Below are 14,186 nucleotides of genomic sequence, written 5' to 3' on the forward strand. Positions count from 1 at the left end.
ATCTCAGTTGGACCGCTCCACAAGGAAGGCTTCGGCAGCATAAGCATCGCACGAAGAAAGAGCGTTAGCTCTTTCGAGGAGGCCATACGCCGCTGACCAGGGCGCTTGCGCTTTTCTTATTTAAGTGGCAAATCATATTTTATTAAATCCTCATATGTCTCTCTCTTAACCACAAGGGTTGCTATTCCGTTTTCTACGAATATAACTGCTGGACGTGGGATGCGGTTATAGTTATTCGACATTGAATAGCCGTAGGCACCTGTACAAAAAACGGCGAGAATATCTTCTTCCCCTACATCTGGTAACGGTAAATCCCAAATCAACATGTCACCTGATTCACAGCATTTCCCAGCTATTGATACAGTTTCTTTCGCTTTCGTTAATGGTTTATTCGCAAGGACAGCCTCATATTTTGCCTGATAAAGGGCTGGTCGAATATTATCACTCATTCCACCATCCACTGCTAAATACTTTCGTACACCAGGAACCTCTTTGGATGAACCCACTTTATAAAGAGTAATTCCGGCATCGCCAACAAGCGAACGTCCTGGCTCAATCCAAATTTCCGGCATTGTTAAAGAATAGCTATCTGTTAACTTTTTTACTTCTCGAATAATTTCACTCACATATTGAGAAGGTGGAATGGGTTCATCTTCTTTCGTATAGCGAATTCCAAAGCCCCCGCCCAAATTTAATACTTTTGCTTCGAAGGAAAGTTCTCTTTTCCATGCTTCCATTTTTTCGACAATCTTTTTGGCGGCTAATAAAAAGCCAGTTGTTTCAAAAATTTGTGATCCAATATGGCAATGGAGACCAAGGACTTCAAAGTTATCATTTGTAAGTGCCATTTTTAGTGCATCTTCCGCTTGTCCATTTTGAAGATCAAACCCAAATTTCGAATCTTCTTGCCCTGTTAAAATATAATCATGCGTATGTGCTTCGATACCAGGGGTTACTCGAAGCAAGATATTTACATGAGCATTTTTCTCCTTGGTAATGGTTTTCAAAAGGTCCAACTCTGAAAAATTATCCACAACGATGCAGCCAATTTCATGTTCCAATGCCATTTCTAATTCTTCTCGGCTCTTATTGTTGCCGTGAAAATGAATCCTCTCGACAGGGAACCCTGCAGCGATAGCAGTATACAATTCGCCGCCAGATACGACATCTAGTGACAATCCTTCTTCCTCTGCGAGTTGAATCATTGCAATGGTTGAAAAGGCTTTGCTAGCATAGGCAACTTGCGCCTTGATTTCTTGTTCTTCAAATGCCCTTTTAAAGGATCGGGCCCTTTCACGCATTAATGCTACATCATATACATATAGGGGCGTTCCATATTCTTTCGCCAACTCAATAGAATCGACCCCGCCAATTTCTAGATTTCCGTTTTTGTTTACGCCTGTTGTCCCGTAAAAATACATACCCTTCCCTCTCTCCCAATCGCTCACTATAGTTTATGCGGACAATCATAAAAGATAATAATAAATAGACAGAATCTACAAAAGATACTGCCTATTTTCATGCTTTATCCCTTTATTTAATTAAAAATACTTTAGCATACCTGTTAGAAAAGTGCAATTATTTCTCGTTTGCTTTAGGCGGCTGCCGGTAACGATTTCTAGGGTGAACAATGCTTGGTCTAAGGATAGAACCTGGTATGGCTCTGCGCACAATGATTTGCAAAAATCCTTTCGGCTCAAAAGGAAGGAAAGGCCACAGATATGGTGTATTTAGAGCACGTATTCTTACAAGGAAAAGAAAGAATACTGTTGCTCCGATAACAAATCCTGGCAGATGAAACAACGATACAAGAATTAACAAAGTTAATCGTCCAATTTTGTTGGCTACGCTTAATTCATAACTTGGGGTTGTAAAGGAACCAATCCCTGCAACTGCAACATACAAGATTACTTCTGGAACAAACAGCCCCACGCTAATCGCAATCTGTCCAATTAATACCGCTGCAATTAAACCCATTGCAGTCGAAAGTGGAGTGGGTGTATGTATTGCGGCCAATCGTAAAAACTCAATCCCAAAATCAGCCAAGAAAATCTGAACAATAATCGGGATATTTGTTGTTTCATTTGGTCCAATAAACGATAATCTTTCAGGTAATAAGGATGGCTCTAATACGAATAACATCCAAAGTGGGAGGAGTAAAATAGACGTTAGTACGCCTAAAAAACGCGTCCAACGCAAAAATGTTCCCATTGCAGGAGATTCGCGGAATTCTTCAGCATGCTGTACATGATGGAAATATGTCGTAGGAGTGATTATGACACTTGGGGAGGTGTCAACATAAATTACAACATGCCCTTCCAGAATATGTGTTGCTGCGATATCAGCACGCTCCGTATATCTTACGAGCGGGAAGGGATTCCAACCCTGTTTTAGAATGAATTCTTCTATGGTTTTATCGGCCATTGGAATTCCATCTGTTTTAATGGCTTGAATTTCTTTCCTGATCACATTTACCATATCTGGATCTGCAACATCCTCTAAATACCCTAAAGCCACATCTGACTTTGAGCGTTCTCCAACCTTTAGCATTTCAAAGCGAAGACGTTCATCCCGAATACGCCGCCTCGTTAAGGCAGTATTCAAAATAATATTTTCAACAAACCCATCACGGGAACCTCTAACCACCTTTTCTGTATCAGGTTCTTGAGGCTGCCTGCCTGGATAGCTTCTGACATCAACGACAAAAGCTGTGTTTTCCCCTTCCATTACTACAGCAACTAATCCGGACAAAACCTTATCAACAATGTAATCTAGTGTGGTAGCTTGTTCAACCGATTGATTAATTAGCCTATTTTCAATCACCTTAAAGAAATCTGATGATAATTTTTCATGGTCATTGATTTCAACTAATTCTTCAATTAATTCAATTACGAAGCGGGAATCACATAAGCCATTTACATAGTAGATATGTACGTCTTTTTTGAGGATTTTTAATTTCCTCACACCAAAATCAAAGCTTTTCCCAAGACCAACCCGTTGTTTCATATAATTTTCAATTTCATTTACTGATTCAGGGATTGGCCATTTTTGTTCATTACTTCTTGACATGGAAGCCACTCCTTTCAAGTATAAGCTCCACTGCTTTTTTCGTTATCGGGGAACCTTTTTTGTAGGAGTCATGTCTCGCCATCTTACCAATATCGCCAATTCCTACGATGACAGGTACCTCCAATTCATCAAGGCAGTAAACTGTATCACCATTTATTCTCCCGATTTCAAGCTCAGGTATACCAAATTTATCTACTCCATAGGGAGTTAAATTTCCATCACGATCGATACTTACGTCCACCCTTGACCATTCTTCATGTCTTGATTTTGCTGCAACCGCAATAATACCTAGAACTTCAATATCTTTATGTCCGGCTACATATTTCAAAGCATTCTCACCAGCACCTTCTCCAACTATGCCACTATCATCAAACATCACTAATACAGGATCGTGAGGGGTCTTTTTTATTAACTGGACAATTTTCTCACCGGTTAAGGTTGACGGATTCCCTTGGGAACTAGAAATACATCTGCCGCCTACTTCCTTGGCAACATGTTCTACTGCTTTCTTAGCATATTCATCACCGTCAGTAATTAAAATAACGCGCCTCCGAATGCTCATTGTGTGATGTCCTTTCTTTGCCCAAGTTAAAGACTCTTCCCAAAAGGGTTAATGATGTACAAAATAAACCCATTGAAATATTGACCCCGCTATTTTTCCTAATACGATTGCCATGATTAATATAACAATCTCACCATCCAATCGGATTCTTTTGGCAAGAATGGGCAAAACGTTTAATACCTCGGTGAGGGCTGCAGCTAGCATCCCATAAAAAATTCCACCTGTAATTCCGAGAAGAATTAATGAAAAAGAAGGAATATGTAAAACAGGATCTCTCAGACTTGCACCTACCCCAGCGAGTGCTCCTAACACAACTGCCCACTCATAGTGCTGGATCATTTTCATTGTTTTACTTAGTTGCGTCAGTCTCGGGATAATCCCTAATACCGTTAGAAAAGCTACAAACCCAGAACCTACTGCCAGTCCACTTGCTATACCTAAAAAAAGAATGGATATGATCTTAATCGTCACTGATTTTTTTTATACTTTCTTTATTTTCGTGGATAATTACGTAATTATCTAAATCCATTTGATAATTAAACATTTCTACCTCAAGGGGACTGGGTTCTTCGTTTATACGTTTCTTAAAGACATGATTAAAAAAAAGAATCATTCCCATGCCTAATCCAATTGAATAGGGAATTTGAAACAGTAATGGTTTTGAATCTTTTTTTCCAGTGATGATCGTATAGATTTTTTCGTGGACACTTTTCATACTTACATCATCATGAAAATTCATTATTGCCAAAGCTGATCCAAAAAATAAGAGAAACCAAATTAAAAGGAAAAATGGCAGGTGAACTCCCTTTTTCTTATTCATGACTTCAATGATGGTTTGAGCGGGTCCAATCGTTTGAACTTCCATTCTTTCAAATTCACTTTTAATTAAGTGGATAACTTTCATGACATCGATAATGACGATATTATGATCTGTAGCTGTTAATTGATGAATGATCATAGTTTGTAGTCGTGAAAGAACTTCGTCAGGTGCAATGACTTGGGCAATATCATTTAACAATACTTTTTCATGAGGCGGAGCCTGAACACGATTCCGCATACGGATATATATTGTTTCTTCCAAAACATTCACTTCCCAAACAATGATTTCCTGTATAAATAGTATGAGTAATAAGCACTTTTTTCATGAAATCCAAAAAATACCATTAGAAACACTACAAAAAACCGTATGAATCAGAGATCCATACGGCCTTTCATTTGCTGCAATATTTTCTTTTCAAGGCGTGATACTTGCACTTGGGATATTCCAAGCCTAAGAGCGACCTCAGATTGTGTTTGGTCCTTATAATATCTTAAATAGACAATAAGTCTTTCGCGCTCATCTAATTCTCGAATAGCTTCCTTTAATGCAATTTTATCAAACCATTTGCCTTCATTACCATCGTCAATTTGGTCCAGTAGAGTTATAGGATCTCCATCATTTTCATATACAGTTTCATGTATAGAAGAAGGTGTTCTGCTGGCTTCTTGAGCGAGAATGACATCCTCAGGTGTGAGTTCAAGATGGGCTGAGATCTCGTTTACCGTTGGTATTCTGCCAAGCACTTTTGATAATTCGTCTTTCGCTTTTCGGATTTTGTTTCCCATTTCTTTCAATGATCTGCTAACCTTTACCGTTCCATCGTCACGGATAAATCGCTGGATCTCACCAATAATCATTGGGACCGCATAAGTCGAAAACTTTACATCATAGGAAAGGTCAAATTTATCCACTGATTTTAATAATCCAATACACCCAATTTGGAACAGGTCATCAGGGTCATACCCTCGATTAAGAAACCGTTGAACAACAGACCAAACAAGACGCATATTTTTTTCAACAATTAAATCCCTTGATTCTTGGTCGCCATCTTGGCTCTTTTTTATGAGCTCTTTTACTTCATGATCCTTTAAATATGTTTGACCTTTATCATTCTTAACCTCCACATCCATTGGCAAGTCTCCTTAATTGCAAAGCATTTTGCGGTTTTGTAAATGCTTTCGTAATCTAACTTCGGTTCCTCGACCTGGCTGTGAATGAACCTCTACCTCATCCATGAAATTTTCCATGATAGTAAAACCCATTCCGGAACGCTCTAAATCCGGCTTAGTTGTAAATAATGGCTGACGAGCTTCTTCCACATCTACAATTCCCAATCCAACATCCTTAATAGTTAGATCAATTAAACTATCTTCGATGATTACTTGAATATAAACAATTCCATTTGGATCATTTTCATATCCGTGAATAATTGCATTGGTTACTGCTTCTGATACAACTGTTTTAATTTCAGTCAACTCATCCATATTAGGGTCTAACTGGGCGATAAATGCGGCCACGGTTACTCGGGCAAATGACTCATTTTGACTTAGTGCACTGAATTGAAGATTCATTTCGTTCTTCATTCAGGCCACCCCCAATCTTTGCAATGCAAATTCTTCTGTCAGTTCCATTTTGATGATTTTAAATAAACCTGACATATCGAATAATCTTTGTATCGCTGGGGAAATCGCACATACCACCATTTCACCGTGGACTTGTTTAATTTGTTTGTATCTGCCCAAGATTACGCCTAATCCAGAGCTGTCCATAAAAGCGAGATGTTCCAGATTTAAGACAATATGACGAATTTCATTTTTTTCAATCACGGTTATCGCTTTTTCGCGAAGTTCATCCGCGGTGTGATGGTCTAATTCACCGCTTAAACGAATACATAGAACGTCATGTTTTGTTTCCATATCAATTTTAAGACTCACTATCCCGTCCTCCTTAATCTGGTATAGTGAGACAATTCTCTTTCGGTCTGTTAATATCCTTCTATAAATACAAAACTAGTCGCATTTCGCTAAAAGAAGTGATTTATTCGGAAGATTCGACATAACATAGGTAACTTAGATAACTATCTGCTCCAGCACCTAGGAAATTCCACTTTTCTATTTGCCGGACTTTGTGAACATCCCGAATGAACGTTTATATAAGGTCCACCATCCTGCTTCTTTTACGGTTCCACTTGCTAATAAAGGACTTTCTACAAAGACTTTTCCGTCTTTTATTAATTGAATGGTTCCTATCTTATCGCCTTTATTAATAGGAGCTTGGAGATTTTTATTTATCTTAATTTTTTGTTTGACATCCTCGGTTTTTTCACCTTTTTTTGTAAGTAGTGAAATCGGCTCGCTTGTGACTGCTTCGATTGACTTCTCCTGTCCTTTACTAATTCTTGCTTTGGCTATTATCTGGTTCCGTTTATACATTGGATGCGTTTGATATTGGTTAAAAGCATAATTAAGCATTTTTGTTACTTGGGCATTTCTTTCCTTTGAAGTAGGTGCTCCGAACACAACCGCAATGACACGCATCCCATTCTTTTGCGCTGTGGCCGTTAAGCAGTATTTTGCTTCCGCAGTAAAGCCTGTTTTTAGTCCGTCTACACCAGGGTAAAAGCGCACCAATTTATTTGTATTAACAAGCCAGAATTTTTTGTCTGTATTTTCACGAAGATAGGCTTCATACATACCAGTAAATTTCGTAATGTCTTCATATTTTAATAGTTCTTTCGCCATAATAGCCATATCATTTGCTGTGCTGAAATGACCACTAACTGGAAGTCCCGTTGTATTTTTAAAGAAAGTATGTTTTAATCCAAGTTCTTTCACTTTGTCATTCATCATGTCAACAAAAGCTTCTTCTGAGCCAGCAATTCTTTCAGCCATGGCCACAGATGCATCATTTCCAGAACCAATTGCAATTCCTCTTAGCATTTCCTTGGTGGTCATTTCTTCACCAGGTTCAAGAAAAATTTGTGACCCACCCATCGATGCTGCATACTCACTTGCACGGATTTTTTCATTCCAGGTCAGTTTTCCTTTATCAACGGCTTCCATGATTAAAAGCATGGTCATAATTTTGGTCATACTTGCGGGTGGTAACTCTTCATTTCCGTTTTTCTCATAAAGCACTTTACCTGTATCACGTTCAATTAAAATAGCGGATTTTACATTGTTGACGATATCAGCATTCTTTTTTTCTTCAGCAGCAAATGCTGATGTACTCCATAAACTTGTAAGTAAAAAAATTGTCACTATTAAAGAGACAAATCGTTTCATTCGCATAACCCTCCATTCTTTATAGCATCCATTTTTTCCAAAATTAATAACTTTATACAGTTATTTCCTCATAAACAAAATAAAAAAAAGGTGTCAGGCACCATGTGAATTTTTCACATGGTGCCTAACACCCTTTATACTCAATTTATTCGGTTATTTCTCCATGAATGAGGGTTGGTGCGTCTATTTTTGTTGCGGAAATTTTAATGTTGTTGTAAAGTCTTGTTTTTACTTCTTCGACATTTTCGAAATTGCTGTAAATGGTTACTAAGGATTCACCTTTCTTCACTTGGTCACCGATTTTCTTTCTTAGGACGAGGCCCACAGCTAAATCAATGACAGATTCCTTAGTTGCTCTTCCTGCACCAAGAATCATCGCCGCTGTTCCGACTTCATCTGCCACGATTTCGGAAACATAGCCATCCTCTTTGGCTTCAAGTTCAATAATATATTTTGCTTGCGGCATTTTCGAAGGATCATCCACAATGGACGCATCCCCGCCTTGTGAACTTAAAAATACCTTTAATTTTTCAAGCGCTGAACCATCTTTAATTACACCTTCAAGCTTGATCCGCGCATCTGCTAATGAGTCCGCCTTTTCTGCTAAGTAAACCATATGGCTGCCTAGAGTTAAACATAATTCCGTTAAATCTTCAGGACCTTCACCTTTTAATGTATCAATAGCTTCCTTTACTTCAAGGGCATTCCCAATCGCAAAACCTAGCGGTTGGCTCATATCAGAAATAACAGCCATTGTTCTTCTGCCGACATTATTTCCAATTCGCACCATTGCTTTTGCAAGTTCACGAGAATCATCAAGTGTTTTCATAAACGCACCTGCACCGGTTTTAACATCAAGAACGATGGCATCAGCACCAGCGGCGATCTTTTTACTCATGATTGAACTTGCGATTAGAGGAATACTATCGACTGTTGCTGTCACATCTCTCAATGCATAAAGTTTCTTATCTGCAGGTGTTAAATTTCCACTTTGTCCAATTACAGCAATCTTGTTTTTATTAACTAGCTCAATAAATTCTTCATTTTTAATTTCAACATGGAAGCCTTCTACCGCTTCTAATTTATCGATTGTTCCGCCAGTATGTCCTAAGCCGCGCCCTGACATCTTGGCAACAGGCACATCAAGTGCCGCAACAAGTGGTCCAAGCACTAGCGTTGTTGTGTCACCTACACCGCCGGTAGAATGTTTGTCAACTTTAATTCCCTCAATTTGCGTTAAATCAATTTGGTCACCTGATTCAACCATTGCCATAGTCAAGTCGGCTCTTTCCTGTTCAGTCATCCCTTTAAAAAAGATAGCCATAGTTAAGGCGCTTACTTGGTAATCTGGAATTGATCCGTCGGTATATCCATTAATAATAAATTTAATTTCATCTGCTGATAGTTCTTGTCCATCTCTTTTTTTCTCTATTAAGTCAACCATTCTCATCTAAATCACCACTTTACGAAAATTTCTAAAATCAGAGATAATATATTCGAACTTTTATAACTGTCTAGCTCCAGCACCTAGGGGCTTCAGCTTTTCTATTATGCGATTGTTCTAACAATTTCTTTTATATATTGAAGGAAGTCAGCTTTTACTCTTTCGGTTGTTTCAATCACCTCATCATGGGTAAGTGGCTGGTCAAGTATACCCGCCGCCATGTTTGAAATACATGAAATACCAAGTACCTTCATGCCACTGTGTCGGGCCACGATTACCTCTGGGACAGTGGACATTCCGACTGCATCTCCGCCCATCACTCGTACCATCCGAATTTCAGCTGGTGTTTCATAGACAGGTCCAGGATTACCGAAATAAACTCCTTCTTTGACATTGATATTTAGTCTGCTCGCAATCTCTCTTGCAGCAACCCGTAATTCTTTCGTATACGCCTCTGACATATCAGGGAAACGAACACCGAGTTGGGAATCATTTGGTCCGATTAACGGATTTGTTCCCATATTATTAATATGATCAGAAATAATCATTAAATCTCCTGCAGAGAAGCTTTCATTAACTCCGCCTGCAGCATTGGTCACGATTAACATGTCAACGCCTAACTCTTTCATGACGCGAACAGGGAAGGTTACTTTTTCCATACTATACCCTTCATAGAAATGGAAACGTCCTTGCATGGCAACAACTTCTACACCACTTAATAGTCCAAACACTAGTTGACCTGCATGACCCTCTACAGTCGAAATAGGGAAGTCAGGGATCTCATTGTAAGGAATTTTTACTGGGTTCTCAATTTCGTCCGCTAATACCCCTAGTCCAGAACCTAAAATTAGTCCTACCTTAGGTGTATTTGCATATTTCTGTTTTAAAAAGCGTGAAGCATTTTGAATTTTTTCAGTGTTCATTCTTCATTCCCCTTTTATTTCAATTCATTTAAAAAACTTTTTCCGTAGTTAGGTAATTTGACTTTAAAGTTATCTGCAACAGTTGCACCGAGGTCCGCAAACGTCTCTCTTAATGGGAGTTCCTTACCTTCCGTCATACCCTTGGAGTAAACTAATAAAGGTACATATTCACGTGTATGGTCCGTACCTGGTGCTACTGGGTCATTTCCGTGGTCTGCTGTAATCATTAATAAATCGTCTTCTTTCAACTTCGCGAACACTTCTGGAAGACGTGCATCATATTCTTCCAAAGCTTTCCCATAGCCCTCAGGGTCCCGGCGATGGCCATATAAAGCATCAAAATCAACCAGATTTAAAAAACTAATTCCTGTAAAATCCATTTCTAAGGTTTCAACAAGCTTATCCATACCATCCATATTAGAAACTGTTCTTAGAGATTTAGTCACGCCTTCACCGTCATATATATCGGATATTTTTCCAATTGCAATACAATCGAAGCCGCTATCTTTTAATTCACTCATCACTGTCCGGTCAAATGGTTTAAGTGCGTAATCGTGACGGTTCGAGGTACGTTTAAAGTTTCCTGGTTCGCCTAAGAATGGGCGGGCAATCACACGTCCAACCATATACTTTTCATCAAGCGTTAATTCACGGGCAATTTTACAAATTTTATATAGCTCATCAAGTGGAACAATTTCCTCGTGTGCTGCAATTTGAAGAACGGAATCAGCTGAAGTATAGACGATCAATGCCCCTGTCTTCATATGCTCTTCGCCCAACTCATCAAGTATTTCTGTTCCGCTTGCCGGCTTATTCCCAATAATTTTCCTTCCTGTACGCTTTTCTATTTCCGAAAGAAGCTCATCTGGAAAACCCTCTGGGAACACTTGGAAAGGTGTTTGAATGTTTAAACCCATGATTTCCCAGTGTCCTGTCATGGTATCCTTACCATTAGAAGCTTCCATCATTTTTGTATAAAACGCTAATGGCTTCACTGCTTTTTCAATTCCTTTTATTTCACGAATATTGCTTAAGCCTAACTTACCCATATTTGGCATGTTAAGACCGTTCATCCGTTCCGCAATATGACCAAAAGTGTCTGCACCTTTGTCCCCAAACTTTTCTGCATCCGGTGCTTCTCCAATCCCAACCGAATCCATCACAATAATAAAAATTCGTTTATATGTATTTGCAGCCATTCAATTCTTCCTCCTTTATCCATAGAAAACGTTTGCAAATATAAAAATTACACATAAATATGATGCCCTCATTATTTAGGTTTATGAAAAATCTATTTGTCAGAAGTCTGACATCTATATTGTACTAAATGTTTCAGAAATTACAAGAAAAAAAGCCACCAAAATTTAGGCAGCTTTTTGACAATTTTACGTTTTTTTAGATTCTCCTACTCTATTAAGCTCGTGGATGAAATTTACTATATACGTCTTTTATCTTTGTTTTCGTAACCTGTGTATATATTTGAGTGGTTGAGATATCTGCATGACCTAACATTTCCTGAACTGCTCGTAAATCAGCCCCATTTTCTATCAAATGCGTGGCAAACGAATGACGAAGGGTATGTGGGGTAAGTTCCTTATTGATGCCTGCTTCTTTTGTAAGCTTTTTCAAAATTTTCCAAAACCCTTGGCGTGTCAACCTTTTCCCTTGATGGTTTAAAAACAAAGCATGATCCTGATGCTTTGTGGTTACAAAACGCGGTCTTCCTTCTTCTAGATAATGTTTTATTGCCTCAGAAGCTGTTCTTCCAATCGGAATGATTCTTTCTTTATTCCCAGTACAGCGCACAAATCCCATCATTAACTGAACATTATCAATCTCAAGACCTATTAGTTCACTAACCCGGATCCCTGTTGCATACAACAGTTCAAGCATCGCCTTGTCCCTTATTCCAAAATGATCATGTGGTTGTGGTGTCTCTAGCAGGATTTCTACTTCCTTCAAACTTAATACAGTTGGAAGGGACCTTTCAAGCCTTGGTGTTTCAATTTGAACGGAAGGATCTTGATCTGTTTCCTTTGCCCTTAATAAAAATTGATGAAATGCTCTTACGGAAGCGATGTGTCTTGCCAAGGTTTTCTGTGATCTTCCTTGTTCATTTAAAAATCTTAAAAAGTGAATGATATGGACACGTTGTACATCATTTAAAGTCATGACCGATTCCACATTTTTTAAATAATGAAGATAACTTTTTAAATCTCGCTCATATGCCATAATTGTATTATTAGATAAACCTTTTTCTACGATTAAGTAATGCATAAAATCCTTTAATTGCTCGTCCATCGCATTTACTCCCCATTTAAATAAAACAACATCAACCGATCAAACAAAGAAGAATTATCCTCATTTACTGTGTTTGAAACCTTGAGAGAGGCTCCTTCCGGTTCATCATAGCGATGATAATTTTGATATTCTTCATTTACCAACATGATACCATAATAAAAAAGAATCGTGCATCCTGTGAATATAATAAAAACTTTTAAGGTTTTTAGTGCTGCTTTTATAAATTGGCCCATTCTACATCCCCCTATTTTCAGGTCGTCTAGTAAAATGTATGCCAAAACGGACAATTTTTATACATAGTCATTGGTATAAAAGGAGAAAAGAAAAAAGCCCCTTTTCAAGGAGAGCTTCTTTGGTTAATCAGTTTTTTCTTCATCTTTCACTTTATCCTGGCATCGGTAACAGATTCCATGAAAAGTGAGACGATGGTCTTTTATTTTAAAATTCCATTTACGTTCCACAACGGCTTCTACATCTTCTAGTAAATCCTCTTGAATTTCATCAACGGCACCGCATTCAATACAAACTAGATGGTGATGAAAATGGGCCGCACCTTCCTGCCTGAGGTCATAGCGGGAAACCCCATCCCCAAAATTTATTTTATCAACAATTTTTAATTCCGTTAATAATTCCAACGTTCGATAAACAGTTGCTAAACCAATTTCAGGCGATTTTTCTTTTACGAGGAGGTATACATCTTCCGCACTTAAATGATCCTCTTCATTTTCTAATAAAACCCGAACTGTTGCCTCACGCTGAGGTGTTAGTTTATAACTTGCGGAATGCAACTGTTTTTTTATTCTCTCAATTCTAGTTTCCATCCTGAAGTCCCTCCCTCGCCACTGTTAATTCTCATTATAACAGATGACAATTGAGAATCAAAATAAAATTATTATAAATAACAACAAACAATCATTGATAATAATTATTATAAGGTAATTACTTCAAACTAGTTGAAGTTACGATGGTTTTCATTAACCATGGCGAAAGATAGGCCTCGATACCGGATGCAGCAGATATAAATATCACGGCTATAATCAAGGCAAAAATATATCTCTTAAAAAAAGGAAGGATTGGCTGGGCATATTTTTTCATAAATTGTTTTTTTATCATTCGAAGTGAGAAAATCACTGATAATGCTGCCATCAATATAAAGACGGGAATAATAATCAAATTCTGCGGTAATATGGAAACAAAGGCTAGCATAAATCCCTGCCAGCCCATTTGACTGACTAGGAAACCAACAGTAAATCCCACTACCATTCCTTTAATAAATAATAGAATGAGAATAACCGGCAAACCAATGATTGAAATACCTAGGATCCACATGAGCCCAATAAACTTACTATTATGGAATAAGCTTTGTAAGAATAAATCACTGTCTTCGGCATCTTTTCCACTTGAGACTTGGCCAAAAAATTGGGATAAATAGTAGAATAAATCTTCCTTCTGAGTAATGCTCATACTATTTACGACAATGGCCCCAAAGATTACTCCCATCAAAAATAAGACGACAATAAACAAAAATATTGAGGAATGCTCACGGAAATAACTAGCGGCATCGGACTGGTACAATCGTTTTTTCATTTGCGTTTCCTCCCACTATTCTCGATTCAGTTAATACATTGTATGCCAGTCTAGTATTTCTATGACCAATTTTTAATAGATTTAAAAATAACCCCCGGTAACTTTGAACTGTGACCCATAAAGTGGACAGTTTAAAAAAGACCTTTTTATGCAGCTAGTAGATGACTCCGGTATTGGACCGGAGTCATTTTATTTA

16 protein-coding genes are annotated in these 14,186 nt (G+C 38.1%); all 16 read right to left on the reverse strand.

Annotated features, from left to right (window positions below; genetic code table 11):
* Positions 1 to 116: 116 nt before the first annotated feature.
* The gene (gene lysA, locus V7659_RS21190) at positions 117 to 1,421 is read right to left on the reverse strand and encodes a diaminopimelate decarboxylase (RefSeq protein ID WP_335542056.1); all 1,305 of its coding nucleotides are present in this window, start codon (positions 1,419 to 1,421) and stop codon (positions 117 to 119) included.
* A gap of 157 nt (positions 1,422 to 1,578) precedes the next feature.
* The gene (locus tag V7659_RS21195) at positions 1,579 to 3,069 is read right to left on the reverse strand and encodes a spore germination protein (protein WP_335542058.1); all 1,491 of its coding nucleotides are present in this window, start codon (positions 3,067 to 3,069) and stop codon (positions 1,579 to 1,581) included.
* Positions 3,056 to 3,625 (reverse strand): stage V sporulation protein AE, encoded by a 570-nt coding sequence (locus tag V7659_RS21200; RefSeq protein ID WP_335542076.1) that lies wholly within the window; start codon positions 3,623 to 3,625, stop codon positions 3,056 to 3,058. The genes V7659_RS21195 and V7659_RS21200 overlap by 14 nt, the downstream gene beginning before the upstream one ends.
* A 54-nt stretch (positions 3,626 to 3,679) precedes the next feature.
* A complete protein-coding gene (locus V7659_RS21205; protein ID WP_144547564.1) occupies positions 3,680 to 4,102 on the reverse strand; it encodes a stage V sporulation protein AB in 423 nt (140 codons plus the stop codon).
* Positions 4,092 to 4,712: a stage V sporulation protein AA gene (locus V7659_RS21210; protein WP_335542060.1), complete on the reverse strand. Its 621-nt coding sequence runs from the start codon at positions 4,710 to 4,712 to the stop codon at positions 4,092 to 4,094. The genes V7659_RS21205 and V7659_RS21210 overlap by 11 nt, the downstream gene beginning before the upstream one ends.
* 110 nt (positions 4,713 to 4,822) lie before the next feature.
* Complete coding sequence (sigF, locus tag V7659_RS21215) at positions 4,823 to 5,581, reverse strand: RNA polymerase sporulation sigma factor SigF (protein WP_026563988.1); 759 nt, start codon at positions 5,579 to 5,581, stop codon at positions 4,823 to 4,825.
* A 12-nt stretch (positions 5,582 to 5,593) separates the two neighbouring features.
* On the reverse strand, positions 5,594 to 6,034 hold the full coding sequence (gene spoIIAB / locus V7659_RS21220) for an anti-sigma F factor (protein WP_026563989.1): 441 nt from the start codon (positions 6,032 to 6,034) through the stop codon (positions 5,594 to 5,596).
* Complete coding sequence (spoIIAA, locus tag V7659_RS21225; RefSeq protein WP_144547568.1) at positions 6,035 to 6,385, reverse strand: anti-sigma F factor antagonist; 351 nt, start codon at positions 6,383 to 6,385, stop codon at positions 6,035 to 6,037.
* A 177-nt stretch (positions 6,386 to 6,562) separates the two neighbouring features.
* Positions 6,563 to 7,735, reverse strand: a complete 1,173-nt coding sequence (locus V7659_RS21230) for a D-alanyl-D-alanine carboxypeptidase family protein (RefSeq protein WP_335542064.1) — start codon at positions 7,733 to 7,735, stop codon at positions 6,563 to 6,565.
* A gap of 145 nt (positions 7,736 to 7,880) precedes the next feature.
* Entirely contained in the window at positions 7,881 to 9,185 is a 1,305-nt protein-coding gene (locus V7659_RS21235; RefSeq protein ID WP_335542066.1) for a pyrimidine-nucleoside phosphorylase, read from the reverse strand.
* A gap of 98 nt (positions 9,186 to 9,283) precedes the next feature.
* Positions 9,284 to 10,102, reverse strand: coding sequence for a purine-nucleoside phosphorylase (locus V7659_RS21240; protein WP_335542068.1), 819 nt, complete (start codon positions 10,100 to 10,102; stop codon positions 9,284 to 9,286).
* A 14-nt stretch (positions 10,103 to 10,116) separates the two neighbouring features.
* On the reverse strand, positions 10,117 to 11,301 hold the full coding sequence (deoB, locus tag V7659_RS21245; RefSeq protein WP_335542070.1) for a phosphopentomutase: 1,185 nt from the start codon (positions 11,299 to 11,301) through the stop codon (positions 10,117 to 10,119).
* Positions 11,302 to 11,515: 214 nt separating this feature from the next.
* Complete coding sequence (xerD, locus tag V7659_RS21250; RefSeq protein WP_335542072.1) at positions 11,516 to 12,403, reverse strand: site-specific tyrosine recombinase XerD; 888 nt, start codon at positions 12,401 to 12,403, stop codon at positions 11,516 to 11,518.
* Between the two features lie 5 nt (positions 12,404 to 12,408).
* Entirely contained in the window at positions 12,409 to 12,636 is a 228-nt protein-coding gene (locus V7659_RS21255; RefSeq protein ID WP_283874963.1) for a YqzK family protein, read from the reverse strand.
* Positions 12,637 to 12,759: 123 nt separating this feature from the next.
* Positions 12,760 to 13,224 (reverse strand): ferric iron uptake transcriptional regulator, encoded by a 465-nt coding sequence (gene fur / locus V7659_RS21260; protein WP_098574870.1) that lies wholly within the window; start codon positions 13,222 to 13,224, stop codon positions 12,760 to 12,762.
* A 118-nt stretch (positions 13,225 to 13,342) separates the two neighbouring features.
* Positions 13,343 to 13,990, reverse strand: a complete 648-nt coding sequence (gene spoIIM / locus V7659_RS21265; protein ID WP_098574871.1) for a stage II sporulation protein M — start codon at positions 13,988 to 13,990, stop codon at positions 13,343 to 13,345.
* Between the last annotated feature and the right edge of the window lie 196 nt (positions 13,991 to 14,186).

It is taken from the genome of Neobacillus drentensis, assembly GCF_036966985.1.
In the GTDB taxonomy this organism is placed as follows: domain Bacteria; phylum Bacillota; class Bacilli; order Bacillales; family Cytobacillaceae; genus Neobacillus; species Neobacillus drentensis_E.

Coding starts and splice junctions, on each gene's coding strand:
- lysA (WP_335542056.1), bottom strand. CDS start 1,421: ATGTATTTTTACGGGACAACAGGCGTAAACAAAAACGGAAATCTAGAA.
- V7659_RS21195 (WP_335542058.1), bottom strand. CDS start 3,069: ATGTCAAGAAGTAATGAACAAAAATGGCCAATCCCTGAATCAGTAAAT.
- sigF (WP_026563988.1), bottom strand. CDS start 5,581: ATGGATGTGGAGGTTAAGAATGATAAAGGTCAAACATATTTAAAGGAT.
- spoIIAB (WP_026563989.1), bottom strand. CDS start 6,034: ATGAAGAACGAAATGAATCTTCAATTCAGTGCACTAAGTCAAAATGAG.
- V7659_RS21230 (WP_335542064.1), bottom strand. CDS start 7,735: ATGAAACGATTTGTCTCTTTAATAGTGACAATTTTTTTACTTACAAGT.
- V7659_RS21235 (WP_335542066.1), bottom strand. CDS start 9,185: ATGAGAATGGTTGACTTAATAGAGAAAAAAAGAGATGGACAAGAACTA.
- V7659_RS21240 (WP_335542068.1), bottom strand. CDS start 10,102: ATGAACACTGAAAAAATTCAAAATGCTTCACGCTTTTTAAAACAGAAA.
- deoB (WP_335542070.1), bottom strand. CDS start 11,301: ATGGCTGCAAATACATATAAACGAATTTTTATTATTGTGATGGATTCG.
- xerD (WP_335542072.1), bottom strand. CDS start 12,403: ATGGACGAGCAATTAAAGGATTTTATGCATTACTTAATCGTAGAAAAA.
- V7659_RS21255 (WP_283874963.1), bottom strand. CDS start 12,636: ATGGGCCAATTTATAAAAGCAGCACTAAAAACCTTAAAAGTTTTTATT.
- fur (WP_098574870.1), bottom strand. CDS start 13,224: ATGGAAACTAGAATTGAGAGAATAAAAAAACAGTTGCATTCCGCAAGT.
- spoIIM (WP_098574871.1), bottom strand. CDS start 13,990: ATGAAAAAACGATTGTACCAGTCCGATGCCGCTAGTTATTTCCGTGAG.